The 26,382-nt window shown below is 75.6% G+C and carries 20 protein-coding genes; 9 read left to right on the top strand and 11 right to left on the bottom strand.

The genetic code is table 11. The annotated features are described in order from the left end of the window. The first annotated feature begins 2 nt into the window (after positions 1-2). Positions 3-1,337 (top strand): glutamate mutase L, encoded by a 1,335-nt coding sequence (locus ACN27D_RS31695; protein WP_421501223.1) that lies wholly within the window; start codon positions 3-5, stop codon positions 1,335-1,337. 434 nt (positions 1,338-1,771) lie between these two features. On the opposite strand, the gene ACN27D_RS31700 is transcribed toward ACN27D_RS31695, so the two are convergent. From ACN27D_RS31700 to ACN27D_RS31715, 4 genes are all read right to left on the bottom strand, one after another. Next, a complete protein-coding gene (locus ACN27D_RS31700) occupies positions 1,772-2,554 on the bottom strand; it encodes an ABC transporter permease (protein ID WP_421500747.1) in 783 nt (260 codons plus the stop codon). Further along, the gene (locus ACN27D_RS31705; protein ID WP_421500748.1) at positions 2,551-3,525 is read right to left on the bottom strand and encodes an ATP-binding cassette domain-containing protein; all 975 of its coding nucleotides are present in this window, start codon (positions 3,523-3,525) and stop codon (positions 2,551-2,553) included. The genes ACN27D_RS31700 and ACN27D_RS31705 overlap by 4 nt, the downstream gene beginning before the upstream one ends. A gap of 68 nt (positions 3,526-3,593) precedes the next feature. Next, complete coding sequence (locus ACN27D_RS31710) at positions 3,594-6,704, bottom strand: ATP-binding protein (protein WP_421500749.1); 3,111 nt, start codon at positions 6,702-6,704, stop codon at positions 3,594-3,596. Between the two features lie 51 nt (positions 6,705-6,755). Continuing rightward, positions 6,756-8,060, bottom strand: coding sequence for a low temperature requirement protein A (locus tag ACN27D_RS31715; RefSeq protein ID WP_421500750.1), 1,305 nt, complete (start codon positions 8,058-8,060; stop codon positions 6,756-6,758). Between the two features lie 133 nt (positions 8,061-8,193). On the opposite strand from ACN27D_RS31715, the gene lnt reads away from it, so the two are divergent. Genes lnt through ACN27D_RS31730 form a run of 3 tightly spaced genes read left to right on the top strand, consistent with a single transcriptional unit; the run spans position 8,194 to position 11,194 of the window. Then, positions 8,194-9,789 (top strand): apolipoprotein N-acyltransferase, encoded by a 1,596-nt coding sequence (gene lnt, locus ACN27D_RS31720; protein ID WP_421501224.1) that lies wholly within the window; start codon positions 8,194-8,196, stop codon positions 9,787-9,789. Positions 9,790-9,815: 26 nt separating this feature from the next. Continuing rightward, positions 9,816-10,607 (top strand): polyprenol monophosphomannose synthase, encoded by a 792-nt coding sequence (locus ACN27D_RS31725; protein ID WP_358176778.1) that lies wholly within the window; start codon positions 9,816-9,818, stop codon positions 10,605-10,607. Between the two features lie 53 nt (positions 10,608-10,660). Beyond that, entirely contained in the window at positions 10,661-11,194 is a 534-nt protein-coding gene (locus ACN27D_RS31730; protein ID WP_357895316.1) for an FxsA family protein, read from the top strand. Between the two features lie 696 nt (positions 11,195-11,890). Here ACN27D_RS31730 and ACN27D_RS31735 read toward each other — a convergent pair. Continuing rightward, the gene (locus ACN27D_RS31735; protein ID WP_007070998.1) at positions 11,891-12,232 is read right to left on the bottom strand and encodes an RNA polymerase-binding protein RbpA; all 342 of its coding nucleotides are present in this window, start codon (positions 12,230-12,232) and stop codon (positions 11,891-11,893) included. A 225-nt stretch (positions 12,233-12,457) separates the two neighbouring features. On the opposite strand from ACN27D_RS31735, the gene ACN27D_RS31740 reads away from it, so the two are divergent. Beyond that, complete coding sequence (locus tag ACN27D_RS31740; RefSeq protein ID WP_357895313.1) at positions 12,458-13,939, top strand: peptide MFS transporter; 1,482 nt, start codon at positions 12,458-12,460, stop codon at positions 13,937-13,939. Between the two features lie 6 nt (positions 13,940-13,945). Here the strand turns inward: ACN27D_RS31740 and ACN27D_RS31745 are convergent, their stop codons facing one another. Genes ACN27D_RS31745 through ACN27D_RS31755 form a run of 3 tightly spaced genes read right to left on the bottom strand, consistent with a single transcriptional unit; the run spans position 13,946 to position 17,155 of the window. Then, the gene (locus tag ACN27D_RS31745) at positions 13,946-14,536 is read right to left on the bottom strand and encodes a pyridoxamine 5'-phosphate oxidase family protein (protein WP_120569933.1); all 591 of its coding nucleotides are present in this window, start codon (positions 14,534-14,536) and stop codon (positions 13,946-13,948) included. Positions 14,537-14,596: 60 nt separating this feature from the next. After that, on the bottom strand, positions 14,597-15,790 hold the full coding sequence (locus ACN27D_RS31750; RefSeq protein WP_421500751.1) for a hypothetical protein: 1,194 nt from the start codon (positions 15,788-15,790) through the stop codon (positions 14,597-14,599). A gap of 12 nt (positions 15,791-15,802) precedes the next feature. Beyond that, the gene (locus ACN27D_RS31755; RefSeq protein ID WP_120569931.1) at positions 15,803-17,155 is read right to left on the bottom strand and encodes an MFS transporter; all 1,353 of its coding nucleotides are present in this window, start codon (positions 17,153-17,155) and stop codon (positions 15,803-15,805) included. Positions 17,156-17,228: 73 nt separating this feature from the next. On the opposite strand from ACN27D_RS31755, the gene ACN27D_RS31760 reads away from it, so the two are divergent. Genes ACN27D_RS31760 through ACN27D_RS31775 form a run of 4 tightly spaced genes read left to right on the top strand, consistent with a single transcriptional unit; the run spans position 17,229 to position 20,612 of the window. Further along, entirely contained in the window at positions 17,229-17,891 is a 663-nt protein-coding gene (locus tag ACN27D_RS31760; RefSeq protein WP_244933351.1) for a TetR/AcrR family transcriptional regulator, read from the top strand. A 54-nt stretch (positions 17,892-17,945) separates the two neighbouring features. Continuing rightward, complete coding sequence (locus ACN27D_RS31765) at positions 17,946-19,253, top strand: flavin-containing monooxygenase (protein ID WP_421500752.1); 1,308 nt, start codon at positions 17,946-17,948, stop codon at positions 19,251-19,253. Then, positions 19,250-20,092 (top strand): SDR family NAD(P)-dependent oxidoreductase, encoded by an 843-nt coding sequence (locus ACN27D_RS31770; RefSeq protein WP_358176767.1) that lies wholly within the window; start codon positions 19,250-19,252, stop codon positions 20,090-20,092. The genes ACN27D_RS31765 and ACN27D_RS31770 overlap by 4 nt, the downstream gene beginning before the upstream one ends. A 10-nt stretch (positions 20,093-20,102) precedes the next feature. Next, positions 20,103-20,612 (top strand): NUDIX hydrolase, encoded by a 510-nt coding sequence (locus ACN27D_RS31775; protein WP_358176764.1) that lies wholly within the window; start codon positions 20,103-20,105, stop codon positions 20,610-20,612. Here ACN27D_RS31775 and ACN27D_RS31780 read toward each other — a convergent pair. The 3 genes from ACN27D_RS31780 to ACN27D_RS31790 are packed head-to-tail and all read right to left on the bottom strand — an operon-like array spanning position 20,609 to position 26,213. Further along, on the bottom strand, positions 20,609-22,786 hold the full coding sequence (locus ACN27D_RS31780; protein WP_421500753.1) for a glycosyl hydrolase family 95 catalytic domain-containing protein: 2,178 nt from the start codon (positions 22,784-22,786) through the stop codon (positions 20,609-20,611). The two genes, ACN27D_RS31775 and ACN27D_RS31780, sit on opposite strands and share 4 nt — an antisense overlap. After that, a complete protein-coding gene (locus ACN27D_RS31785) occupies positions 22,783-23,808 on the bottom strand; it encodes a LacI family DNA-binding transcriptional regulator (RefSeq protein ID WP_120569927.1) in 1,026 nt (341 codons plus the stop codon). The genes ACN27D_RS31780 and ACN27D_RS31785 overlap by 4 nt, the downstream gene beginning before the upstream one ends. Then, a complete protein-coding gene (locus tag ACN27D_RS31790; RefSeq protein ID WP_421500754.1) occupies positions 23,805-26,213 on the bottom strand; it encodes a beta-glucosidase family protein in 2,409 nt (802 codons plus the stop codon). Before ACN27D_RS31790 ends, ACN27D_RS31785 begins: the two co-directional genes overlap by 4 nt. Between the last annotated feature and the right edge of the window lie 169 nt (positions 26,214-26,382).

The raw sequence follows: 26,382 nt of genomic DNA on the forward strand, positions 1-26,382 counted from the left end.
TGTTGCGCGCCGTCGTCTGCGCCGACGTCGGGTCGACGTACACGAAGGCGGCGGTGGTGGACCTCGACGGCGGCCGGCTGGTCGCCGCGGCGTCCGCGCCCACCACCGTGGGCACTGACGTCCTCCACGGCCTGGACGCCGCTGTCGGTGCGGCCACCGCGTCGGCCGGGGTCGCTGAGGTGCCCTGGTACGTGTGTTCGTCGGCCGGTGGTGGGCTGCGCCTGGCGGTGGTGGGTTACGAGCCCCTCGTCACCGCTCAGGCGGGCCGGCGGGTCGGTCTGTCGGCGGGCGCGAACGTGGTGCACGTGGCGGCGGGGCGGCTGTCCGGGGCGGACGTGGCGGCGTTGCGGGCGGCCCGCCCGGACGTGGTGCTGCTGGTGGGCGGCACCGACGGCGGCGACGCGGACACGGTGACGCACAACGCGACGCGGCTGGCGAAGGCCCGGTTCCGGGTGCCGGTGGTCCTCGCCGGCAACGCCGACGTGCGCGACGACCTGCACGCGCTGCTGGCGGGCGCGGGGGTGCCGGTGACGGCAGCGGACAACGTGCTGCCCCGCATCGGGGTGCTGGAGCCGGCGTCGGCGCGGGCGGCGATCCGGGAGGTGTTCCTGCGGCACGTCATCGGCGGCAAGAAGCTGTCCCGGGGTGCCCGGTTCGCGCGGCTGGTCCGCGCCGCCACCCCGGACGCGGTGCTCACCGGCGTGGAGGTTCTCGCCGGCACGCTCGGCGGTGACCTCGCAGTGGTGGACGTGGGTGGGGCCACCACCGACGTGTACTCGGTGCTCACGCCCGACGAGCGGGACAGTGGGCCGAGTCAGGAGGTCGCCGGGACGCTGTGGCGGGCGCGCACCGTCGAGGGTGACCTGGGCATGCGGTGGAGCGCGCCGGGTGTGGTGCGCGCCGCGGTCGAGGAGCGGCTGCTCGACCCGGCCGAGGAGGCGGATCTGGCGGCCGCGGCGGCGGTCCGGGCGGCCGATCCGGGGTTCCTGCCCGCCGGTGACGGCGAGCGGGTCGTGGACCGGCGCATCGCGGCGCTGGCGGCGACCGTGGCGTTGCGGCGGCACGCGCGGGGCGCGGCGACGGGGGAGCGGGCCGGGCGGGACCTGCGGGAGGTGAAGCTGCTCGTCGGTTCCGGTGGGGTGCTGCGGCACGCCGAGCCGGGCGACGCGGCGGCGGTGCTCGACGCGGTGCTGACCGATCACGCGGGCGGGTGGGCGTTGCCGCGGGCGGCCCGGCCGGTCGTCGACGTGGACTACGTGCTGGCCGCCGCGGGGCTGCTCGCCGGCGACCATCCGGGTGCGGCGGCGGCGATGCTGCGGCACCACCTGAGCGCCTGAACCGCGCTCAGGAATCGAGACGCGCCGACGCGACACGCCGTGTCGCAACACACGACAGGCCCGGGTGGGTTGACAGCGGCGGGGGTCTACGCCGTACCGTCTTTGAGTCCTACCACGGGAAGCGGCTGTTGTTCGCTTCGTCCCTTCGTCCGCTGGCCGAGCGACCGGAAGGTTGCGGCGGCCAGGTCCAGCGGGCGGGGGTCGGCGGGGCGGCGCGAACCGGTCGCGGTTACCGGTGTACGGGCAGGGTGAGAGGCACGGCCAGTAGACAACGGCCAGGCGGGGGCAGCCAGTCCACGTCGGGTCGGTCCGAAGGTCGGCGCTGATCGTCTTCGCCCCACCGGCCGGGAAGGGCCTGGGAGCATCGGGGCGCGGCTTCGGCCGCGCCCCGATTTCATCCCCCCGATGTTCGCCGTGTCAGCGGCCGAGCCCTCTCAGCGGCCCAGCCGCCGGTAGCGGCGCACCGCCGCCGGCGCGGCCACCGCGATCAGCGCCAGCGGCCAGGCGACAGCCAGTTCCAGCGCGTGCCGGGCCGGCCACGAGTCCCCGCCCAGGCCCGGGTTGCCGAACAGGTCCCGGGCCGCCGCCACGGTGGCCGACAGCGGGTTCCACGCGGCGATCGCGCCCAGCCAGTCCGGCATCAGCTCCGGCGCGACGAACACGTTGGACAGGGCGGTCAGCGGGAACGCCAGCGGGAACACCACCACCGCGACCGTGTCCGGGTTCGGCACGAGCAGCCCGAACAGGATGCCCACCCAGGTCATCGCGACGCGCAGCAGCAGGATCAGCGCCACCGCCGCCAGCGCCGGGCCGACGCCCTCGCGCCACTGCCAGCCCACCAGCAGCCCGCACACCACCAGCGTGGTCATCTCCAGGCACGCCCGTACCAGATCGGCGCCGGCGCGGCCGGACAGCAGCGCCGAGCGGGCCATCGGCAGTGACCGGAACCGGTCCACCACACCCCGGCCGGCGTCCACCGCGATCGCCGACGCGGTCGCGCCGAGGCCGTAGAGCATCGTCATGACGAACACGCCCGGCAGCAGGAACTCCCGGTAGCTGCCGTCGCCCGGCACGGACATGCCGCTGCCGAACACGTAGCCGAACACCAGCACGAACATGATCGGCAGGCTGAAGTAGAGGATGATCTCCTCCGGTGCGCGGACCACGTGCCGCATGTTCCGTCCGGCCATCAGCCATCCGTCGGTCAGGGCCCTCACGACGCCACCCCCACCCGCTGCGTGTCGGCGTGGGCGCCGGTGAGCCGCAGGAACGCCTCGTCGAGCGTGGGCCGGCGGACCAGGACGTCCTCCACGGCGATCCCGGCGTCGTCGAGGGCCCGCAGCACGGCGGTGAGCACCGCGATCCGGTCGGCCACCGGCGCGTCCACACGCCGCAGGTCGGTGTCCACCGTCGCGGTCGCGCCGGTGGCGCGTTCCACGACGGCTGCCGCCGCGGGCACGTCCGCCGCGTCGTGGACCACCAGTTCCAGCCGGTCGGCGCCGATGCGGGCCTTCAGCCGCTCCGGGGTGCCCTCGGCCACGACCCGGCCGGTGTCGATGACGCAGACCCGGTCGGCGAGGTGGTCGGCCTCCTGCAGGTACTGGGTGGTCAGCAGCACGGTGGTGCCGTCGTCGACCAGTTCCCGCACCGCCGTCCACAGGCCGTTGCGGCTGCGCGGGTCCAGGCCGGTGGTCGGCTCGTCGAGGAACAGCACCCGCGGCGGCACCACCAGGCTGGCCGCCAGGTCCAGGCGGCGGCGCATCCCACCGGAGTAGGTGCCGGCCGACCGGTCGGCGGCCTCGGTCAGGCCGAACCGGTCCAGCAGTTCCTCGGCGCGGCGGCGGGCCCGGCGCGCGGACAGGCGGCGCAGCCGGCCGAACAGCACCAGGTTCTGCCGTCCGCTGAGCACCTCGTCGACGGCCGCGTACTGGCCGGTCAGGCTGATCGCGGCGCGGACCCGGTCCGGGTCGGAGGCGACGTCGTACCCGGCCACCCTGGCCCGGCCGGCGTCGAAACGCAGCAGCGTGGTGAGGATCCGCACCGCGGTGGTCTTGCCCGCCCCGTTGGGGCCGAGCACCCCGTACACGGTGCCGGCCGGCACGGCCAGGTCGAAGCCGTCCAGGGCGGTGGTGCGGCCGTACGTTTTTCGGATCCCGTCGGCCAGCACGGCCGTCGTGTCGTCGGTCATGGGTGTCAGCGTCACCGGTGGCGCTGACCGGGCGCGTACCGCGCGCGCACCGGGCGGCGACGGGCCGGTCAGCGGCCGTCGAGCAGCGCCAGCGCCCGCTGCCGGGGCAGGTTCGCGCCGCCGGCGTACGCGGTGGCGAACGCCGCCTGGCCCAGGCGTTCCCGCAGCGTGGCGGCGGTCGGTGTGCCGGCCGGGGCGTCGGCCGCGCCGGTGCCGGACAGCAGCGCCGCCGCCGCGCCCAGCAGGCGGGCCGCCGACTCGGGGTCGCCGTCGCGCAGCAGCGGTCCGGCCAGCCCGTCGGCTGCCGCGGCCACCACCGGCGCGTCCCACACCCCGGCGTCGGCGGTGACGACCTGCCGGTAGTGCGCGCGGGCGGTCGCCGGGTCGCCGGCGGCGTCGGCGAGCTGCCCGAGCGTCACCAGCGCCGCCAGTCGCACCACCTCGGCGCCGAACCAGCCCGACGGGCACTGCGCGACCGCCAGTTCGCACAGCGCCCGCGCCCGCTGCGGGTCGCCGTCGCGGCGGGCGATCTCGCCGAGCCCCAGATGCGCGGCGGCGACCAGCTCCGGCGCGCCGGCCGGCCCGGCGATGCGCCGCACCCGCCGGTAGTCCTCGGCCGCGCCGGCCAGGTCACCGGCGACCAGCCGCCCGTCGGCGCGGGTACGCAGCAGCTCCGCCAGGTCCAGGGTGGAGCCGAGCTGTTCGGCCAGGTCCAGCGCCTCCGCCATCGGCGCGGCCGCCGACGCGACGTCACCGGTGCGGTAGGCGGCCTCGGCGCGGGTGGACAGCGTCACGATCATGCCCCAGCGGTCTTCGAGGGCCCGGAAGCCGGCCAGCGCGGCGTCCAGCTCGGCGCGGGCCTGCTCGTGACGGGCGTGCAGCAGGCTGACCATCGCCGTGCCCAGCAGGCCCAGCGCCCGGCTCCACGGGTCGGTGCCGAGCAGCCGGTCCTGGACGGCCTGCTCGTGCAGCGCCGCCGCGTCCTGCGGTGACGGGGGGCCGCTGGCCATGCCGGACAGGTACAGCAGGAACGGATGCCGGGGCGGCCGGGCCAGGGTCCACAGGATCCGCGACGCGGTGTCCACCTCGCTGCGCTCGCCGCCGCCGGCGAGCGTGGCGACCAGCAGGCCCAGCGCGTACTCCTCGGCCAGGTCGCCGGGCGGGCCGTCGAGCCGGTCGACCAGCCGCCGGGCCAGCGCCGCGCCCTCCCCGCGCAGGCCCCGCAGCCACCAGTAGAACGCCAGCGCCGCGACCAGCCGCAACCCGGTGGCGGTGTCCGCGTGCCGCAGTGCCGCGTGCAGGTCGTCGCGCGCGGCGTCGAGGCGGCGCAGCCACCGGTCCTGGCCGCCGCCGCGCAGGCCCGCGTCGCCGGCCAGCGCCAGATCCAGGAAGTACGCGGCGTGCGCGTCCCGCACCCGTCCGGTCTCGCCGTGCTCGGCGAGCCGGGCCGCCGCGAACTCGCGGATCGTCTCCAGCATCCGGTAGCGCCCGCCGGTGGCCTCCACCAGCGACTTGTCCACCAGGCCGGTGAGCACGTCCACGACGTCCTCGGCGTCCGGCGCGCACACCGCCTGCACCGCGGCCAGGTCGGCGGCGCCGGCGAACACGCTCATCCGGGCGGCCAGGCGCCGCTCCGGGGCGTCGAGCAGGTCCCAGCTCCACCCCACGACCGCCTCCAGCGTGCGGTGCCGGGGCGCCGCGGTGCGGTCACCGCGGCGCAGCAGCCGGAACCGGTCGTCCAGACGCGCCGCGACCTGCGTCACCGGCAGGGCCCGCAGCCGCGCCGCGGCCAGCTCCAGGGCCAGCGGCAGCCCGTCGAGGGTACGGCAGATCCGCAGCACCGCCGGGGTGGTGGCGGCGTCGAGGGCGAACCCGGGCGACACGTCGGCGGCCCGGTCGGTGAACAGCCGCACCGCCGGGTACGCGGCTGCCGTCTGCGGCGTGGCGGGCCCGTCCGGGGCGGGCAGCCCACCGACCGGGCACAGCGCCTCGCCGGTGAGGCCCAGCGGTTCCCGGCTGGTGGCGAGCACCCGCAACCCGGGCGCGGCGGCGAGCAGCCGGCCGGTCAGCCGGGCCGCGTCGTCGACGACGTGCTCGCAGTTGTCCAGCACCAGCAGCAGCCGCCGGTCGGCCAGCGCGGCGACCAGCCGGTCGGTGAGGTCGGCCGGGCCGCCGGGTGTGCGCAGGCCGGCGTCGCGCAGGTCCAGCGCGGCCAGCACGGCCGGCGCGACCGGCGCCCCGGCCGCCACGGCGGCCAGCTCCACCAGGCACACCGGCCCGTCGTGGCCGGACGCGACGGTGGTGGCCAGCCGGGTCTTGCCGGCGCCGCCCGGGCCGTGCAGGGTGACCAGCCGCGCCGCGCCGAGCAGGTCGTGGACCCGCCGCAGTTCCGGTTCCCGGCCGACGAAGCTGGTGAGCGGGCTGGGCAGCCGGGCGGGCGGGACGGCGTCGTCACGCAGCAGCGCCGTGTGCAGCGCGACCAGCTCCGCCGACGGGTCGGTGCCCAGTTCCTCGGCCAGCACCCGGCGGGCGTCGGCGTAGACGGCAAGCGCCTCGGCGCGGCGGCCGGCTCCGTGCAGGGCCCGCATCAGCAGCCCGTGCAGCCGTTCCCGCAGCGGATGCGCCGCCACCAGGTCCCGCAGCTCGGCGATCAGCGGCGCGCCGGCCGGCGCCAGCGCCAGCTCCGCCTCGACGCGGTCCTCGACCGCGGCCAGCCGCGCGTCCCGCAGCCGGGCCGCCTCGGCGTCGGCGAACGGCGCGCCGGTCACGTCCGCGAGGGGTTCGCCGCGCCACAGGCCGAGCGCGTCGCGCAGCAGCACCACCGCGCCGGCCGGATCACCGGCGGTGAGCGCCGCCCGCCCGGCCGCCGCCAGGCCGGTGAAGCGGTGCACGTCGACGCGCTGCGGGTCCACGGCCAGCCGGTAGCCGGCCGGACCGAACTCGATGTGCGCGTCCGGCAGCAGCCGCCGCAGCCGCGACACCTGCGACTGCAGCGCGTTCGCGGCCTGCTCGGGTGGCCGGTCGCCGTACACGCCGTCGACGAGGCGCTGCGGCGCCACGGTGCGGTCGGCGTCGAGCAGCAGCAGCACCAGCAGCGCGCGCAGCCGCCCGCCGGCGACGGGCAGCACGCTGCCGTCGGCCGCGTACGCCTGGGTCGCGCCGAGCACACCGAACCGCATGCGCCCGATTGTCGCCTGTCGCCGGTGATGCCCACACTCCCCACCCGCCGGTCACAGATGGTGCCGGCGCCATTCGGACTGCTCCTGTTCGGCGGCGACCTGCTCGTCCAACGCGGTCCGGCGCACCTGACTTCGCCACGGGTCGGTCGACCGTAGGCCCAGCAGGACCATCGAGACGCCGGCCACCGCCACAATCGCCAGCGCGGCCACCGCCGGCAGCCGGCCGGCCCATGGCAGTCCCACAGCCATCGCGACCACCACGGCGGTGGGTACCGCCGAGATCCGGTGCGTCGCGCGCACCCCCAGTGCCAGCAGCCCCGACACGTAGATGACCAGCCCGGCGAACAGCACCCGGTTGTCCAGAGCGGCGGCGTGTGCCCGCCAGGGATCACCGTGCGGGTGGGAGATGACAGCGAGGTAACGCTTGAGGCCGAGGGCGAACAGGATGATCCCGGTGATCAGCGGCAGATGCAGGTAGGCGTAGGCGTCGCGGGCGAGGGCTGCCCGCGCGCGCACGTCGCGGGTGCGATGCAGGCGCTGCTCCAGCGCGGGCGCCAGGCTGTCGAAGTACAGCCACCACAGCGCCGCGATGATGGTGACGCCGAGCACCGACGCCACGATCACCGGCCACGTGGCCGGCAGGCCGGCGCTCAGCTTCGGCCCCAGCCCGAGCGAAATGATCGACTCGCCGAGCGCGATGAGCAGGATCAGGGCGTACCGCTCCGCCCAGTGGGCGGCGGACACGACTGTCAGCCCGGCGCTGGGGGCGAGGCCCCCGGAGGTGTACTCGATGCAGAGCGCGGCCAGCCACAACGCCAGCGGCAGCCACGTCGCCCAGGTCTGCCGGGGCGACTCGGGCAGGGCCGCGGTGGCGAGAATCAACGCCACGCTGATCAGCGGCGGCAGGCCGAGGCGCACGGCGGTCCGTCCGCGATGGCTGCTGCGGCTGAGGAACACCAGCACCTGGGCCGCCCGGATGACGAGATAGCAGCAGGCGAACAGGACCGCGGCGGGTGGCCCGGACTGCCGCTGCGCCGGCCCGTCGGCGAACGCCGCCGGCATGGCCAGGGTCAGGACGAACAGGGCCGCCACCGTCACCGCGCCGACGAGCGGCATCACCCCCTGGTCGGTACGGACGACGTTGCCCAGGGCGGCGAAGGACACCCAGCACCACCACAGCAGCAACAGCAACACCAGCCCGGCCAGCAACGACCTGCCGCTCAGGGTTTCGGAGAGCACGTTGGTGACGTTCAGGAACGCGAACACGAAGACGAGGTCGTAGAACAACTCGACCCGGGTGACGCGGAAGCCGGGCGCGGTCGGCAGGATGCGACCTCGTCCCCGCTCAGCGCTCATGCTGCCGAGCATGGCAGCGGGCTCCGCCCGCCGGGGCGCTGTTGTCCGATCGGCGGCGCAGGGGCGCGGGCCGACGACCGGTACGGGCGGGTAGCCTTCGGCCCGTGATCGTGGGGAGAAGCCGGTGACGACGCTGGACCGGGAACAGCCGCGTGCCACCGACGGGGCACCCGGCGACGGCGGCGCGCGTCCCCTGCCGCTGACGCTGGCCGTGCCGGCCGCCGTGCTCGCCGGGGTGGCGCTGCTGCTGGCTTTCCCGCCGTACGGGTGGTGGCCGCTGGCGCCGGTCGGCGTGGCGTTGCTGGCCGCCGCCGTGCACCGGCGGCGGCTGCGCGCCGGGGCCGGGCTGGGCTTCCTGACCGGGCTGGCGTTGTTCGCGCCGCTGCTGGAGTGGACGAACCTGCACACCGGCTACCTGCCGTGGGCGCTGCTGTCGCTGCTCCAGGCCGTCTACCTGGCGCTGCTGGGCGCCGCCACCGCCTGGGTGTCGCCGCTCGCCGACCGGCACCGGGCGGCGTGGCCGCTGCTCACCGGCGTGCTGTGGGTGGGGCAGGAGACGCTGCGTGACCGCACCCCGTTCGGCGGGTTCCCGTGGGGGCGGCTGGCGTTCAGCCAGGACACGTCGCCGCTGCTGAAGCTGGCCGCGCTCGGCGGCGCCCCGCTGGTCACGTTCGCCGTCGCGGTCGCCGGCGGGCTGCTGGTCACCGCCGCGTGGCGGGACTGGCGGCGCGCGCCCGGGCAGTGGCGGCCCGTCGCCGGGCTCACCGCCGCGCTGGTGGCGCTGCTCGCCGCGGGCACGGCCGTGCCGACCGGGGTACGCGGCGCGGGTGACACCGTCACCGTCGCGATCGTGCAGGGCAACGTGCCCCGGCTCGGGCTGGACTTCAACGCCCAGCGGCAGGCGGTGCTGAACAACCACGTCGACGCGACGCTGGACCTGGCGCGGCGGGTCGCCGAGGGCGGCCAGGAGCGGCCCGACGTGGTGGTGTGGCCGGAGAACTCCAGCGACATCGACCCGCTGCGCAACCCGGGCGCGGGGGAGCGGATCTCCCAGGCCGCCGACGCGATCGGCGCGCCGATCCTGGTCGGCGCGGTGCTGGTCGGGCCCGGGCCGGGGCAGGTGCGCAACGCGGGGCTGCTGTGGCGGCCGGGCACCGGGGCCGACCTGGACCAGGTGTACACGAAACGGCATCCCGTGCCGTTCGCCGAGTACGTGCCGCTGCGCTCCGTCGCCCGCAAGATCAGCTCCCAGGTCGACCGGGTCCGGTCCGATTTCGTGCCCGGTGACCGTCCCGGCGTGCTGGACACCGGCCCGGCGGTCCTCGGCGACGTGATCTGCTTCGAGGTCGCCTACGACGGCATCGTCCGGGACACCGTCACCGGCGGCGCGCAGCTGCTGGTGGTGCAGACGAACAACGCCACGTTCGACGTGGCCGAGGCCCGCCAGCAGCTGGCCATGGTGCGGCTGCGGGCGGTGGAGCACGGCCGGGCCGCGCTGATGGCCTCCACGGTCGGGGTGTCCGGGTTCGTTTCCCCGGACGGGCGGGTAGACGGTGCGACCGGGTTCAACACCGCCGCGGTGGTGGTGCGGCAGATGGAACTCGGCGACGGGCGTACCCCGGCGACCACGGCCGGGGCGTGGCCGGAGGTGGCGCTGACGGCGCTGGCGGTCGCGGCCCTGGCCGGCGCGGCCGTGCTGCGCCGCCGCCGGGAGGTCGCTCCCGGCTGAGCCGACGAGCGGGAGGCGGTGCGACGGTGGGCGTGGCAGCCGGCAGGCGGACGGTCGGCCATCCCGGGGTGGGGCGGGTCCTGGTGGTCATCCCCACCTACAACGAGGCCGACAACGTCGGGCGCATCGTCGCCCGGGTACGCGCGGCGGCGCCGGCGGTGGACGTGCTCGTCGCCGACGACAACAGCCCCGACGGCACCGGCGCGATCGCCGACACGCTCGCCGGGAACGACCCGCGGGTGCACGTGCTGCACCGGGAGGGCAAGGAAGGGCTCGGCGCGGCCTACCTGGCCGGTTTCGCCTGGGCCCGCGCCCACGGCTACGACGCGGTGGTGGAGATGGACGCCGACGGCTCGCACGCCCCGGAGGACCTGCCGGCGCTGCTGCACGCCGCCCGCGACGCCGACGTGGTGATCGGCTCCCGGTGGACCCGCGGGGCGCGGGTGCTGAACTGGCCGTGGCGGCGGCTGCTGCTGTCCCGGGTGGGCAACCTGTACGCGCGGCTGGCGCTGCGCATGCCGGTCAGCGACGCCACCGGCGGGTACCGGGTGTACCGGTCGAGCGCGCTGGACGCGATCGACCTGGACTCGGTGCGTTCCCAGGGGTACGCGTTCCAGGTGGAGCTGTCGCGGCTGGCGCACCGCGCCGGGGTGCGGATCGTGGAGGTGCCGATCACGTTCGCCGAGCGGGAACACGGCGACAGCAAGATGAGCCCGCTGATCGTGGCCGAGGCGCTGTGGCGGGTCACCCGCTGGGGGGTGCGGGACCGCCTGTCGACCGTGTCCGCCCGCCCGGATGCGCTCGCGCGCTGGCCTTGAGCGAGGGCGTGTCATGCTTGAGGGGCGTGATGACCCCGGGCTGATGAGGTGAGATGCGCCGAGGACTGAAGTACGTACCACCGGCCCTGCTGCTGCTCGCGCTGCTGGAGCTGACCGTTTTCGTGCTGGTCGGCCGGGCCGTCGGGTTCGGCGCGGCAGTGCTGCTGGTGTTCGGGGCGTCCCTGCTGGGTCTGGTGCTGCTGCGCCGCGAGGGCATGCGGGCGTGGCGGAGTTTCCGGGCCGCCGCCCAGGCGGGCCGTCCGCCGGGGCCGGAGGTGACCGACGGGCTGGTCGGTCTGCTGGGTGCGCTGCTGCTGGCGATGCCGGGCCTGGTCAGCGGCGTGGTGGGCCTGCTGTTGCTGGTGCCGCCGCTGCGCCGGCTGGCCGGTGGCGGGGTGCGCCGGGCGACCGAGCGGCGGGTGTCGTCGATGGTCGCCGGTGACCTGTTCGGGCCGCGCCGGGTACGCGTGTACCGGGGTGCGCCGCAGCCGGCCCCGGAGCCCGCACCGTCGCCTGGTCCTGCTCCCTCGCCGCAGCCGGTCACCGACCCGGGCAAGGCCATCGAGGGCGAGATCGTCGACCGCTGACGCCCGCCCGCCGCGCCATCGGCTTGATCAACTCCACTTCGCCGAGGTGGCGGCATCAAACCGCGCCCGACCCCACCACCTCCCCGAACTGGCGGCCCGGCGCCTGATTAGGCACGGCGAGCCCGTGCCGGGTGGCCTGCTCGCGTGATCGACGCCAGCTCGGCGAGGTGGTGGCATCACGGCGGCCCGGACACACCCACATCCCCGAGGTGGTGCCCATTCACCGGCCGGGCGGGGCGAATGGACGCGACGCGCGCGGGATAAGCCGCCCACGGCCTCCCCGCCCGCCCCATGATCGGACACCACTTCGGGGAAGTGGCGGCATCAAGGCACGCGCGTTACCGCTACCTCCTCGAAATGGCGGGCCGACATCGATCTGGCACGCGGATCAGGCGCCAGGGCGAGCCCCGCCCTCACCCTCACCCGCCCGACCTCGTGATCAACACCAGCTCGGCGAAGCGGTGGCATCATCGACGCCCGGATACACCCAGCTCCCCGAACTGGTGGCCGACCACGAACGGCGGATGAAGCGGCGCTGCTCTACCCGGTTCGTGATCAACACCGGGTCGGGGGAATGGTGGCATCACCGTTGCCCGGATACGGCGACCTCCCCGAAGTGGCGGCCGGCCCTTCCCGGTCCGGGCAACGGAAACGCCCCCGGGTGATCCCGGGGGCGTTTCGGCGCTTTACGGACGGTCAGGCACGACCGCGGCGGGTCCGGACCTCCTGGAGCCGCTCGGCGAGGATGTCCTCCAGCTCGGCGATCGAACGCCGCTCCAGCAGCATGTCCCAGTGGGTACGCGGCGGCTTGGCCTTCTTCTGCTCCGGCTCGGTGCCGTCGACCAGGCGGGCGACGCTGCCGTCGAACTTGCACTCCCAGGTCGTCGGGACCTCGGCGTCGACGGCGAACGGCACCTCGAACTGGTGGCCCTTGGCGCAGAGGTACTCGCGGGTCTGGCGCGGCGCGAGCTCCGTGTTGCGGTCGGATTCGTAGCTGACCGCGCCCAGCCGGCTACCGCGCAGCATGCGCTCGCCCATGATCGACTTCCCCTCGTTCGTGGTGCTGGTCTTCAGGTGTAACGACCGGTCACCGCTCGCCCATTCCCCGGCCCACGGCGGCAGGGCCGTACGCGGGTCGGGAGTGTCAAGGGTAACCGGCCATGACAGCTGCCCGGCGGGGTCGTCCCCGGCCGGGCCGAATCGGTGGAGTGTTTCGCCTGTCAACGGGGATGTTACCCACCTGTTTGCGTGCCGGAGGTGACGATGAGCAGTGACGCGCCGGTCGGGGCCCGACCGCCAGCCGGGAAGACCTTCTTCGGTCACCCGCGCGCGCTGTCCACGCTCTTCCTCACCGAGATGTGGGAGCGGTTCAGCTTCTACGGCATGCGGGCGATCCTCGTGCTGTACCTGACCGCGGCGGTCGCCGACGGCGGGCTGGACCTCGGCGAGTCCAGCGCGAACGCCGTGTACGGCACGTACAACGCGATGGTCTACCTGATGGCGTTGCCCGGCGGCTGGGTCGCCGACCGGCTGATCGGCGCGCGGCGCAGCGTGCTGTGGGGCGGCGTGGTGATCGCCGCCGGCCACTACGTGATGGCGATCCCCACCGGGTGGAGCGTGTTCGCCGGCATGGCGTTGATCGTGCTCGGCACCGGCCTGCTCAAACCGAACATCTCCACCATGGTCGGTGACCTGTACGAGCGCGACTCACCCCGGCGCGACGCCGGGTTCTCGATCTTCTACATGGGCATCAACCTGGGCGCGTTCATCGCGCCGCTGATCACCGGATTCCTCGGTGAGAGGATCAACTGGCATCTGGGGTTCGGCGCGGCCGCGGTCGGCATGACCTTCGGCGTGCTCCAGTACGTGCTGGGCCGGCGCAACCTCGGCGACGCGGGCGCCCGCCCGGCGGACCCGCTGCTCGGCGCCGACCGGCGGCGGGCACTGACCCGCATCGGCGTGGCGACCGTCGTGCTGCTCGCCGTCCTGCTGGTGCTGCTGGTGGCCGGCTGGTTCACCGTCGACACGGTGGTCAACCTGCTGACCGTGGTGACGGTGCTGGTGACTGTCGGCTACTTCGCGCGGATCCTCACCGACCGGGAGATCAGCGGCACCGAACGCAGCCGGATGAAGGCGTACGTGTGGCTGTTCCTGTTCGCCGCCTCGTTCTGGCTCATCTACGACCAGGCCGGGTCGGTGCTGAACATTTTCGCCGCCGACCGGACCGACCGCTCGCTGGGCGGGTTCACGTTCCCGGCGTCTTGGCTGCAGTCGGTGAACCCGATCCTCATCATCATCGGCGCACCGCTGGCCGCCGCGCTGTGGCTCAAACTCGGGCACCGGGTGTCCACGCCCACGAAGTTCGCCGTCGGCCTGGTGCTCAACGGCCTGTCGTTCGTGCTGATGGCCGCCGCCGCGCAGGCCGCCGTCGGCGGCGACCTGGTCTCACCGCTGTGGCTCGTCGCGGTGTACGCGATCCAGGTCGCCGGTGAGCTGTCGCTGAGCCCGGTCGGCCTGTCGGCCACCACGAAACTCGCCCCGGTCAAGTACGCCAGCCAGATGCTGGGCCTGTGGTTCCTCGCCACCGCCGTCGGCGACGCCATCGGCGGCCAGGTGGCCCGGCTGGCCGACACCTGGTCCCAGCCGGTGTACTTCCTGACCTTCGGGCTGGCCTCGGTGGTGCTGGGCCTGGCCGCGGTGATGTTCACCCGCCAGATCCGGCACCTGATGGCCGGCATCCACTGACCGCGCTCACACCGCCGGCGTGGGCGGCAGCGGCAACGGCAGGCCGGGCAGCCCGTCGATGCTCGTGGCCACGTGGTCCTTGCCCGCGAAGTACGCGCTCAGCGACGCGTCGTCCTCCCGGGCGAACCGCCGCTCGTGCAGGTCGCGGTCGGCGTCGTAGGTCATGAACGGCACCGCGTAGCCGCAGGTGTCGCGGATCAGCTCGGCGTGCACCACGATGACCGCCCGCAGCCCGTGCGGACCCGGGTCGATGTCGGGGAAGTGGGTCAGCAGGCCGGGCCAGCGCGGATCGTCGCGGAACACCGGCTCGCCGCGCCCGTGCACCCGCACGATGTTGGGCGGGCCCGCGAACGCGCACCACATCAGCGTGACCCGGCCGTTCTCCCGCAGGTGGGCGATGGTCTCGGCGTTGCTGCCGGCGAAGTCGAGGTATGCCACCGTGTGCTCGTCGAGCACCGCCAGGCATCCGCGCAGCCCTTTCGGGGAGAGGTTGACGGTGCCGTCACCGGACAGCGGGGCGGTGGCGACGAAGAACATCGGCTGCGCCTCGATGAAGTCCCGCAGTCGGCCGTCGATGCGCTCGTATGTCTTTCCCATGCCCCGATCCTCGCCGCCGGCCGGGGTGTGGCGCTGCCCCGTTCCCAGCCCGTGGCCGCCTCAGCCGGTCCGCGTGCCCAGCCGCGCCAGCGCCGTCGCCAGATCGCTGACCTGGTCGGCGAGCTGCCCGGCGCGGCGCTGCGCGGCGTCCCGGTCGGCCTCGATCACCGCCGTCCGCGCGGCCAGGTCGGTTGCCCGGGCCTCCGCGGCGCTCACGGCCCGCCGCGCGTCGGCCAGCTCCGCGGCCAGCGCGTCCCGTTCGGCGGTACGAGCGGCAGCCTGCTCCACCGCGGCGGCCACGTCCGCACGGGCCCGCTCGACCGAAGCGGCAGCCTCGGCGCGCACGCGCTCCAGTGCCGCCTCGGTGTCGACACGTGCCGCGTCGGCGCGGTCCCGCTCGGCCCGAGCCTGCCGGGCGGCGGCCGCCTGCGCGTCGGCCTGCTCGGTCGCGACCCGGGCCGCGCGTTCCGCCTCGGCGGCCCGGCCCTGGGCGTCCTGCGCCTCGGCGCGCGCCCGGTCGGCGTCGGCGCGGGACTGTTCGGCCCGGTCCAGGGCCTCGGTGGCGGAGCGGGTGGCCCGCTCGGCGTCGGCCCGGGCGGTGTCCCGTTCGGCGGTCAGCTCGGCCGCCCGGCGGCGTTCGGCGTCGCGTTCGGTGCGTACCGTGCGCAGTTCGTGCCGCGCGGCGTCGCGGTCGCGTTCGGCCTGCACCCGCAGCGCCTGCGCGGCGCCCGCCTCGGCGCGTGCGGCGTCGCGGGCGTCCTCGGCGGCGGTGGCCCGTTCGGCGGCGGCGGACGCGGTGGCCTGTGCCCGCTCGGCGTCCTCGGCGGCGGCGTCGCGTTCGGCGTACGCGGCGCGGGCCTGCTGCCGCTCGCGGGCCGCCGCCGCGGTGGCGTCCTCGGCCTCGCGGCGGGCCTCGTCGCGTTCGGCGTGCGCCGCCGCGACCTGCGCGGACGTCTCCGCGCGCAGCTCGGCGAGCTGCCGTTCCACACCGGCCGGTGACAGTTCGGCGTGCAGCGCCTCGGTGAGCGTCTCCACGATCTGGTCGAGCCGGTCCACCGCCTCCCAGGTGCGGGCCACCTGCCCGGGCAGGCCGGGGGAGTTGCGGTGGCGCATCCGCGAGTTGCGGGCGGCCCGCTGGCAGGCGCCGTCGTTGTCCCGGCAGTAGCGGAACGGACGGCCCGCGCCGGCGCGTTGCGGCACGTCGCGTCCGCAGTGGGCGCAGGGGCGGATGTCGGTGGCGGGCTCGGCGTCCATCGGGGGCGAAGTCTATCCGGCGGCGTCGGCCCGGGCCGCGCCGTCGAGGGTGTAGCGGCGTTGCAGCAGCACCGCGACCACCATCACGGCGGCGGGCAGCAGCCCGAAGCCGTAGCGCAGCGCGTCGAGCGCGGCCGGGGACTGGGTCACGCTCTGCCCGGCGGTCGAGGCCACGAACCCGCCGGCGGCGAGGCACAGCGCGTACGCGTAGGGGCCCAGCGCGGCGCCGGTGGCCTCGGTGGCGGTCCACACCCCGGTGTACGTGCCGGCCCGCTCGGTGCCGCCGGCCGCGCGGATCACGTCGGGCAGCATCGAGAACGGCAGCAGTTGCATGCCGGCGAACGCCACCCCGAGCACCGCCACGGCGGCGACCAGCACCGGCAGCCCGGCGGGACGGCCGACCGCCAGCACCAGCGACCCGGCGGCGAACGCGACCTGCCCGGCGAGCAGGGCTCGTTGCTTGCCGATCCGCCGTGCCACCGCCAGCCAGCCGGGGGTGACCAGCAGCGCGGGCGCGACGAACGCGGCCACCAGCACGGTGGTGAGCCCGGGGCGGCCCAGTTCGTACTCGGCGTAGTAGGGCACACCGGCCAGCACCAGGTGGGTGGTGGTGGACATGGCCAGGTACGCGCCGACCAGCCAGCGGAACTGCCGGTCGCGCAGGCTCGCCGCCAGCGCCCGCCACCCGCCCGGGCCGTGCGGCGGGGCCGTGTCGGCGGCGGTGCGGCGCAACCGGCCGATCCCGGCGACGCCGACGAGCATCGCGGCGAGCATGCCGGCCGCCAGCACGACGCCCATCCGCAGGTAACCGTCGCGGGTGGCGTCGTCGCCACCGGCCAGCAGCGGCGCGAGCAGCCCGGAGACCAGGATGCCGAGCGTCAGCACCACCATCCGGAACGCCATCAGCCGGGTCCGCTCGTGGTAGCCGATCCGCAGGTCCGCCGGGGTCGCCAGGTAGGGCACCTGGTACGCGGCGAACAGCAGGTTGCCGGCGACGAAGAACACCGCCACCCAGCCCGCGGCGGCGGCGCCGGTGAGGTCGCCGGGCACCGCGAACAGCGCGGCGAACGCCAGCGGCAGCACGCATCCGGCCAGCAGCAGCCGGCGGCGGTGGCCCCGGCGGGCCTGCTCGACGTCGCAGCGGTGCCCGATCCACGGGTGCAGCAGCACGTCGGCGATCTTCGGCAGCAGCAGGGTGAGCCCGGCCAGCCACGGCGCGACCGCCAGCACGTCGGTCAGGAAGTAGAGCAGCAGCAGCCCGGGCACGGTGACCCAGACGCCCATGCCGAGCGAGCCGGTGGCGAACCCGACGAGCGGGCCGCGCGGCAGGGTGACCGCGTCGGAGCGCTGATCCAGCCCGGTCATGGCGGTCTCCTGTCCTCGGGGCACGCCGCCCCCAATCCAACGGTTGCTGGATTGTAGGGGGAACAATGGCCGGATGACCATGCCTCGCCGCCGGCCGGGCCGGCCCCGCCGCGACGACCAGCGGCCGACCCGTGACCTGGTGCTCGCCGCCGCGACCGCGTTGTTCGCCGAACGGGGCTTCGACGCGGTGAGCGTCCGCGACGTCGCCGCCGCCGCGGGCGTGGACGCGGCCACCGTCGTGCACCACACCGGCACCAAGGCGCAGCTCTACGACGCCTGCTTCGCCCGGGTGTTCAGCGCCGAGCGGGAGGTCATCGAGGCGGCCGGGGAACGCGCCCGGGCGGCCCTGTCGGCCGGGCCGCCCGACGCGCTGCGGGCGCTGCACGACCTGGTGGACGTGTTCGTCGACTTCCTGGAGGACCGGCCGGAGACGACGGCGCTGTGGCTGCGCCGCTGGCTAGAGCCGCAGCGGCACGGCGAGCTGGACCGCCGTTACGCCGCGCCGCTGTACGGGCTGGTCGAGGAGCTGCTGGTGGCCGCGGCCGGGGCCGGCGCGCTGACCGAGCCGACCCCGCACGTGACGGTGCGTTCCCTGGTCTGGGCGGTGCACGGGCACGTGGTGGCGCTGGCCGCCGGGACCGGCTCGGGCGCGCGGGAGCGGCGCGAGTTCCGGGCGTTCGTGCACCGGTTCCTCGACGCGCTGTACGTCGGCGGCCCGGGAGGCACCCGCCCTTGACGCCGGCCCCCGCTCCGGGGATTATCCATCGGTCGTTGGATTAAGGAGGCGGGCATGGCCGTACCGAGGGTCGCCGTCGTCGGCGCCGGAGCCGCCGGGCTGGCCACACTCAAGGCGCTCGCCGACGCCGGTGTTCCGGCGATCGCGTTCGAGGCGGCCGACACGCTCGGCGGCCTCTGGGTGTACGGCGCACCCGGCTCGCCCGGGTACCGGACGCTGCACCTGAACACCAGCAAGGGGCGCACCGAGTTCGCCGACCACCCGATGCCGGCCGACTGGCCCGACTACCCCGACCACACCCGCGTCGCCGGCTACCTCGGCGACTACGCCGACCGGTTCGGGCTGCGCGAGGCGGTACGGCTGCGGCACACCGTCGAGCGGGTCACCCGCACCGGTGACGGCTGGCGGGTGTGGGCCACCGGCCCGGACGGCCCGGTCGAGGTCGACGTCGAGGCGGTGGTGGTCGCCAACGGGCACAACCGGGTGCCGAAGCGACCCGAGCCGTACCCGGGTGAGTGCACGGCCGAGCAGATGCACAGCCACGACTACCGCGGCCCGGAGCAGCTCGCCGGGCGCCGAGTGCTCGTGGTCGGCGGCGGCAACTCCGCCATGGACATCGCGGTCGACGCCTCGTACGCCGCCGAACGCACGCTGCTGTCGCTGCGCCGCGGCGTGTGGGTGGTGCCCAAGTACCTGCTGGGCCGCCCGTCGGACACGCTCAACGGCGCGCTCGCCCGCCGGCTGCCCTGGCGGTTGCGGCAGCGGATCAGCCAGACCATGATCACCACCGCCGTCGGGCCGCCCACCCGGTACGGGCTGCCCGCACCGGCGCACGGCTTCCTCCAGGACCACCCGACGCTGTCCGACGCGCTGCTGTCCCGGCTCACCCACGGCGACATCCAGGCCCGGCCCGGCATCGCCCGCTTCGACGGCGACCGGGTCGAGTTCACCGACGGCCGCCACGACGAGGTCGAACTGGTCGTCTGGTGCACCGGCTACCGGGTGGAGATGCCGTTCCTCGACCCGGCGCTGCTCGGCGACGGCGCGGACCGGCTGCCCCTGTACCGGCACGTGTTCCACCTGGACGCGCCCGGGCTGGCGTTCGTCGGGCTCATGCAGTCCACCGGCGCGGCGTTCCCCCTGGTCGAGGCGCAGGCCCGGCTGGTGGCCGCGCGCCTGGCCGGCACCTGGGCGCCACCGGACCCGGCCCGGCAGGCCGCCGCCTGCCGCGAGGAGCTGCGTGCCGCCACCGCCCGGTGGGGGCAGCGCCGCCCGCACATGCGCGTCGACTTCGACGTCTACCTGGCCGAGCTGGGCCGCGAACTGGCCGTCGGCCGTCGCCGCGCCGGAGCGGCACGATGAGCGCGCCGGGCCGGACCAGCGGGCTGGCCGGGCGGCGGGTGCTGGTCACCGGCGCCCGGGGCACGTTCGGGCAGCACCTGGGCGCGGCGCTCACCGCCGCCGGCGCGCACGTGGTCGGGCTGGACCTGCACGCCGACCCCGACGCCAGACCGCCGGTCCTCGGCGTCGACCTGACCGACCCGGCCGCGACGCCACCGGCGGTGGCCGCCGCCGTCGACCGGCTCGGCGGGCTGGACCTGCTGATCAACAACGCGGGTGTGGGCGGCCCCGCGCCCGCCGAGCTGCCGCCGGACGAGGTGGTCCGCCGCCAGATCGAGGTGAACCTGCTCGCCGCCTGGCGGACCACCGCCGCCGCCATGCCGGCCCTGGAGGCCGCCCGCGGCCGGGTGATCTTCGTGGCCAGCCGGATGGCCGTGCTGCCGCTGCCGCTGGCCGCCGCGTACGGGGTCAGCAAGCGGGCGCTCGTCGCGTACGCCGACGCGCTGCGCCACGAGGTCGGCACGCACGTCGGCGTCAGCGTCGTCTACCCCAGCATGGTCGCCTCCCCGATCCACGACAGCACGGTGGCGGCCGGGCTGTCGCTGAGCGGGGTGTCGCGGCCGGAGCCGGTCGAGGGCGTGGTCGCGGCGATCCTGCGCGCCGCCACCGCCCGGCGCGCGCCACGGGACGTGGCCACCACCCGGCGCGGCCGGATCGAGATGGCGCTGGCCCGGCACGCTCCGGCGCTCGCCGACCGGATGGTGCGCCGTACCGTCGCCGGGCGGCTGGCCGCCGGTGACCTGGACGGCGCGGCGCTGGCCGAGGGCATGGTCCGGCGGCACGGGCAGGCCCGCCGGTAGCCTGCTCGCCATGGCCGTCTCGCCCTACATCGCCCGGCTGCGCCGCCACGTCGGCCACGACCTGCTGATGCTGTACGGCGTCAGCGGCGTGGTCACCGACGACGCGGGGCGGGTGCTGCTGGCCCGCCGTGGCGACAACGGCCGATGGTCCGTTCCGGCGGGCACCGTGGACCCGGGCGAGCAGCCCGCCGACGCGCTGGTGCGGGAGGTCCACGAGGAGACGGGCGTGGCGGTGACGATCGACCGGCTGGCAGGTGTCGCCACCCATCCGGTGGTCTACCCCAACGGCGACGCCTGCGAATACCTGAATGTCTGGTTCCGCTGCCGGGCGATCGGTGGAGCGCCGACGGCCGACGGCGACGAGTCGCTCGCGGTGGCCTGGTTCGCCCCGGACGCGCTGCCGGACCTGGACGACTGGGCGCGGCTGCGGATCGGCACCGCGCTGACCGACGACGCCCCGCCCTGGTACGCCGCTCCGGGGGAGAGCCACCCGGCGCTGCACCAGCCCGACAACATCTAGCCGAACACCACCTCGCACGGCCGGTCCGGGGTCAGCTCCACCGCACGGTGGCCGCCCGGCGCGTGCACGACCACGCGCTGCGCCACCGGGGACACCAGCCGCGCCCGCACCCGGCCCGGCGCCCAGGTCAGCTCCTCGACGGTGACCCGGCCCCGGCAGGTGATGCCGCGCAGCGTGCCGGCGGGCAGGCCGGGCGGCGGCGCGGGCAGCAGCCGCAGCGTCCCCGGGCGCGACTGGACCAGCGACTCGATCAGCACCGCCGGCAGCGCGTGCGCGGCGTCGGCGTTGTACGTGGTCCGGCCCGGGTTGTGGGCGCTCATCAGCGACCGGAAGAACATGTCCGCGCCGAGGATCTTGCGCAGGTTCGCCGCGACCAGTTCGCCGTCGCGCAGCCGGGCCGCCGCCAGCGCCCGGTGCAGGCTGCCGTGCGCCGACCGGTTCTCGTCGCCGCGCAGCGTCAGCGCCCGGTGCGCGGCGGCGGCCAGTTCCGGGGTGTCGTCCGGGTTGATCTCGTCGAGCGGCCACACCGGATACAGGTGGCTGACGTGCCTGTGGTCCTCGTCGCCGGTGCTGCCGGGCCACGCCCACTCGGCCAGCGCACCGCGCCCGTCGACCAGGTAGTCCGGCGCCCGCACCCCGGCCCACCGGTCGGCGCCGGTCACCTCGGCGGCCAGCCGCAACGCGTGCCGGGCCGCGGCGACGTCCATGGTGGCGTTGACCGCGACGGGCGCGGTCCGGCCGGTGTCGTCGTACGGGCCGGTCTCCGGCGAGTACGACGGCACCAGCGCGGGACGGCCGTCCACGACGGTCAGCACGTCGGCGAAGAAGTCCGCCACCTCGGCCAGCCAGCCGGCCACCTCGCCCAGCGGCTCACCGGTGACCAGGTGGTGCTCGTGCAGCGGGTGCAGCAGCCAGTCCGCGCCAGCCAGCCACGCGGTGAACGGCCACTCCGGGTGGACGTGGAACAGGTGCCCGTGCTCGCCGTCGGTGCGGCTGGGTGCCAGCAGCCCGCGTGCCCCGTACACCGCGCGGGCGTTGGCGCGCCAGTGGTCCACCTGCGCGGCGACCAGCCGGGCGTGCGCCGCTGTGACTTCCGGCAGCGCGCCCACGTTCGCGCCCGCGAGCTGGAGGTTCAGGTTCGCGTCGGTGGTGAAGTCGCCGGCCCACGCGGCGTCCCAGGAACCCAGCCACAGCCCGGTCAGCCGGGGCGGCAGTACCCCGCTGGCGCTGAACAGCAGGTACCGGCCGGAGTGGAACAGCCGTTCCAGCAGCGCCGGGTCCAGCCGGTCCGGCGCGGCGGCCTGCCGGGCCAGCAGCTCACCGACTGGCAGCGCCCGGTCGGCGGCGGGCACGCCGAGGTCCAGGCCGACCCGGGCGTACGGGCCGCGATGGCGGGGCACGTGCCGGGCCAGCAGCTCCTCGTAGTCCCCGGCGAGCGCGGCGAGCCGCCGTTCCGAGGCCCGGGTCCGCCAGGGCGGCTCCTCGGGCCGGTCGACGAGCGTGGTGAGCAGCGCCGGTCCGCGTACCCGCACCCGGTCGCCGTCGACGCTCACATCGCCGCGCAGCAGCGTCAGCCCTTCGAACCCGTACGCGCCACCGGCGTCCGGGTAGCGGGCGCGTACCCGCAGGAACACCAGTCCGTCGCGGCGGTACGCGGCCTGCTCGTACACCACGTCGGCCGGTCTGCCGGGCAGCTCACCCGTCACCGCGACCACGCAGTCGCCCTGGTCGAGGTGGAGCACCGCGACACCGTCGGCGCGGGACGCGAAGCAGCGCCGCCGCCCGCCCGGCCACTCGACGGTCACCTCCCCGGTGGTGAAGTCGGTGTCACGCCGGTAGCCGCGTACCGGTCCGGGCGCCGCGTCGACGGTGAGCGCGAACCCGGGGTGGAACGACTGGGTCCACTCCAGCTCCCGGCCGCCGGTGAGCAGCCGGGCCGCCTCGGCCCGTCGCCCGGCGAGCACCAGCGCGCGGATGTGCGGCATCCGGCCGGCCAGCTCGGGTGCGCGGGCGTGCCGGGTGCCGTTGGGCAGGACGAGCCGGTGGTGGTTCACCACGATCCGCTCCGCGTGCGGCCGTCCGGGGACCATCAGGCCCAGCTCGCCGTTGCCGGTGAGGAACGCGTCGGTCCAGGCGTCGGCCGGCGCGATGTCGTGGATGCGGTGCGCCGTCACCGTCCGGTCCCGGCGCTGGTGTCCCGCACGGTGAGGTGCGGTTCCAGCAACGTCACCTCCGGCACCGGCTCGCCGCTCAACCGCCGCATCAGCAACGCCACCGCCTGCCGGCCGACCTCCTCGGCGGGCACCGGCACGCAGGTGAGCCCCGACTGTTCGGCCAGCTCGTCCGGGCAGATCGCGACGACCGACACGTCGCGGGGCACCCGGCGGCCCAGCAGCGGCAACGTGGCGAGCACCGGGCCGACCGCCGACTCGTTCTGCACCACCAGTCCGGTGACGTCCGGGTGGTCGGAGAGCAGCGCCTCCAGGTCGCGGCGTACCGCCGCCGGTCCCTCCTCGCAGGGCCGGGTCACCGCGTCGACGCCGAGCCGCTGCGCGGCGGCGCGTACCCCGGCGCGGGTGCGGTGGGCGAACCCGGTGCCCCGGTCGTAGACCGCGGCGGGCGCGCCGAGCAGCGCGACGCGCCGGTGCCCGGCGGCGGCGAGGTGTTCCACGCACAGCTCCCCGGCGCGCCGGAAGTCGAGGTCCACGCAGGCCAGTCCGGTGCTGTCGGCGGGGTGCCCGATCAGGACGCCGGGTAGCGCCAGCTCGCGCAGCAGCGGTACCCGGGAGTCCTCCAGCTCCACGTCCATCAGCAGCACGCCGTCGACGAGCGCGCTGCCGGCGATGCGGTGCAGTCCGGCCGGTCCCTCGTCGGCGGTGACCAGCAGCACGTCGTGGTCGTGGCGGCGGGCGGTGGTGACCACGGCGGTGGCGAAGCGCATCACCACTGGCACCTGCATGCCGGTACGCAGCGGCAGCACCAGCGCGATCACGTTGGCCCTGCGGCTGGCGAGCGCGCGGGCCCCGGCGTGCGGGTGGTAGCCGAGTGCGCGGACGCTGGCGAGCACCCGGCTGCGGGTGGTGGCCGAGATGGTGCGTTTGCCGCTGAGCACGTACGACACGGTGCTGGCGGCCACCCCGGCGTGGCGGGCCACGTCGGCGATGGTGACCTGCTCGCCAGGGGTTCGGCCGGTCACCGGGCCGTCCCGAAGCTGGTGCCCGCCGGCTCGGCCGTGGCGTCGCCGCCGGTGACGGTGAGCGGGCCGACGAGCCGGATGTCGCGCGCGGACCGGCCGACCAGCACCGAGTGGACGGCGTCCTCCACCACCATCGCGGCGCGGGTCTCGTCCCACCAGGCCAGTTCGGCGGTACGAAGCCGCATCGTGACGCGGGCGGTGCAGCCCGGGTCGAGCGTGACGCGGGCGAAGTCGCGCAACTGCCGCAGCGGCTGCTTGACCCGGGAGCGCCGCTGCCGGGTGTAGAGCTGCACGACCTCGGTGCCCGGGCGGCGGCCCGTGTTGGTGACCTCGACGCTCACCTCGACCTCCTCGCCGGCGCGCGCCGTGGCGGTGCTCAACCGGAGGTCAGCGTAGTCGAACTCGGCGTAGCTGAGCCCGTGTCCGAACGGGTACAGCGGCTCGCCCCGGTGGTAGAGGTAGGTGGCGTCGGCGCCGATGACGTCGTAGTCGAGCAGGTCGGGCAGTTCGGCGGCGTCGGCGTACCAGGTCTGGGTGAGCCGCCCGCCCGGGTCGGCGGTGCCGAGCAGCACGTCGGCCAGCCCGTTGCCGTGTTCCTGTCCGCCGTGGGCGCTCCACAGCACCGCCGGCAGGTGCTCCTGCGCCCAGCCGGCCGCGTACGGGTAGCTGCTGGTCAGCGCCAGCACGGTACGCGGGTTCGCGGCGTGTACGGCCCGCAGCAGCTCCGCCTGGCCGGTCGGCAGCGCCAGGTCGGCCCGGTCCTCGGTCTCCCGGCCGTTGACCATCGGGTGGTTGCCGAGCACCACCACCGCCACGTCGGCGGCGGCCGCCAGCGCGGCGGCCTCGGCGGCCCCGTCCACGAGCAGCGTCACTGTGAACCCGGCCGGGTCGCCGGTGGCGACGCTCAGCCGCCCGTCCGGTGCGACGCCGACGTGCCGGCCGGTGGCCAGGTGATGCAGTAACGCGGTGCCGTCGGGCCGGTGGTGCAGGCGGAACGTCTCGCGTACCACCCAGCCGCCCGGTCCGTCGCGGTCGGCCACGAGGGCCCCGGTGTCGTCGGCGCCGACGTACCGGCCGGTGCCGACGGCACGCAGCGCCACCACGTCGCGCCCCCAGTCGACCACGTCGAACTCGGCCGGGCTGTCGCCGAGCGCCAGCGGGCCGTCGCCGTCGTCGCGTACCGCCCGGTCGCCGACGTGCAGCGTGATCCGGTCCGCGCCGGGGTGGGTGGTCACCTCGGGCAGGCGTCCGAGCAGGCCGGCGTACGCGCTGATGGCGTACGGCGGGGTGCCGCTGTACCAGTCGGTGAGCACGGTGTCGGCGAGCGGGCCGAGCACGGCGACGCGGGTGCCGGGGCGCAGCGGCAGCAGGCCGTCGTTGCGCAGCAGCACGACCGACTGGCGGGCGGCCTCGCGGGCGAGTTCCCGGTGGGCGAGGCTGTCGAGCGTGTGGGGCGGCACGTCGTCGTGGGGATCGGGGTCGAGGTCGCCCAGCCGCGACCGGACGGACAGGATCCGCCGCACCGCCCGGTCCACGTGGGAGACGTCGACGAGCCCGCGCGCCAGCGCCTCGGTGAGACGTTCCACTGTGGGGGTGCTGTCCTCGTCGTCCTCGGTGAAGCTGTCGATGCCGGCGCGCAGCGCGGCGGCGAACCCGGCCACGTGGTCGGGCAGGTACTCCTGCACGCCGGCGATGTTGCCGACCGCCCCGGCGTCGCCGACCACCATGATCTCGTCGTCGGCGTAGCCGCGCAGCTCGCCCTCGATGAGCGGGCTGAGGTGCGCCGGCACGCCGTCGACCAGGTTGTACGACGCCATCACCGCCACCGCCGCGCCTGCGGCGAGGGGGGCGCGGAACGCCGGCAGCTCGTACTCGTGCAGCACCCGGGGCGGCAGGTCGCTGGAGGTGGTGGCCCGGTCGGTCTCGTTGTTGTAGCCGAGGAAGTGCTTGAGTGTCGGCGCGGTCCGCAGCCGGATCGGGTGGTCGCCGCGCAACCCGAGCGCGTACGCGGTGGCGAGCCGGCCGGTCAGCCACGGGTCCTCGGACCAGCCTTCCTCGTTGCGTCCCCACCGGGGGTCGCGCAGCGGGTTGACCACCGGCGCCCACACGTTGAGGCCGACGCGGTCGGGGTCGGCCCGGTGCTTGACGCGTATCTCGTCGCCGACGGCGGCGCCGACCGCCCGGATCAGGTCCGGGTTCCAGCTCGCGGCCAGGCCGATCGCCTGCGGGAAGACGGTGGCCGTGCCGAGCCACGCGACGCCGTGCAGCGCCTCGGTGCCGGTGCGGAACGCGCGCAGGCCGAGCCGGGGCACCGGCGCCTGCCACTGGTGCAGCAGGCCGAGCTTCTCCGGCAGCGTGAGCCGGGCCAGCAGGTCGTCGAGACGGTGGGGGACGGGGTCGGTCATGGTGGGCGCCTCCGGTCGGCGTACGTGTTGCCACTCGTCCGTCGAAGCGCTTCGACGGACGAGCCGGTGATGCGGCGTCGCGTACGCGAAAAGGGGTGGTGGGGGTGCGGCGGTGTCGGCCCGGAGCGGTGGTGAAGCGCTTCGACAACCGCCGAAAAACACGCCGCTT

The organism is Micromonospora sp. WMMD1274, from assembly GCF_049179035.1.
Taxonomy (GTDB): Bacteria; Actinomycetota; Actinomycetes; order Mycobacteriales; family Micromonosporaceae; genus Micromonospora; species Micromonospora tulbaghiae.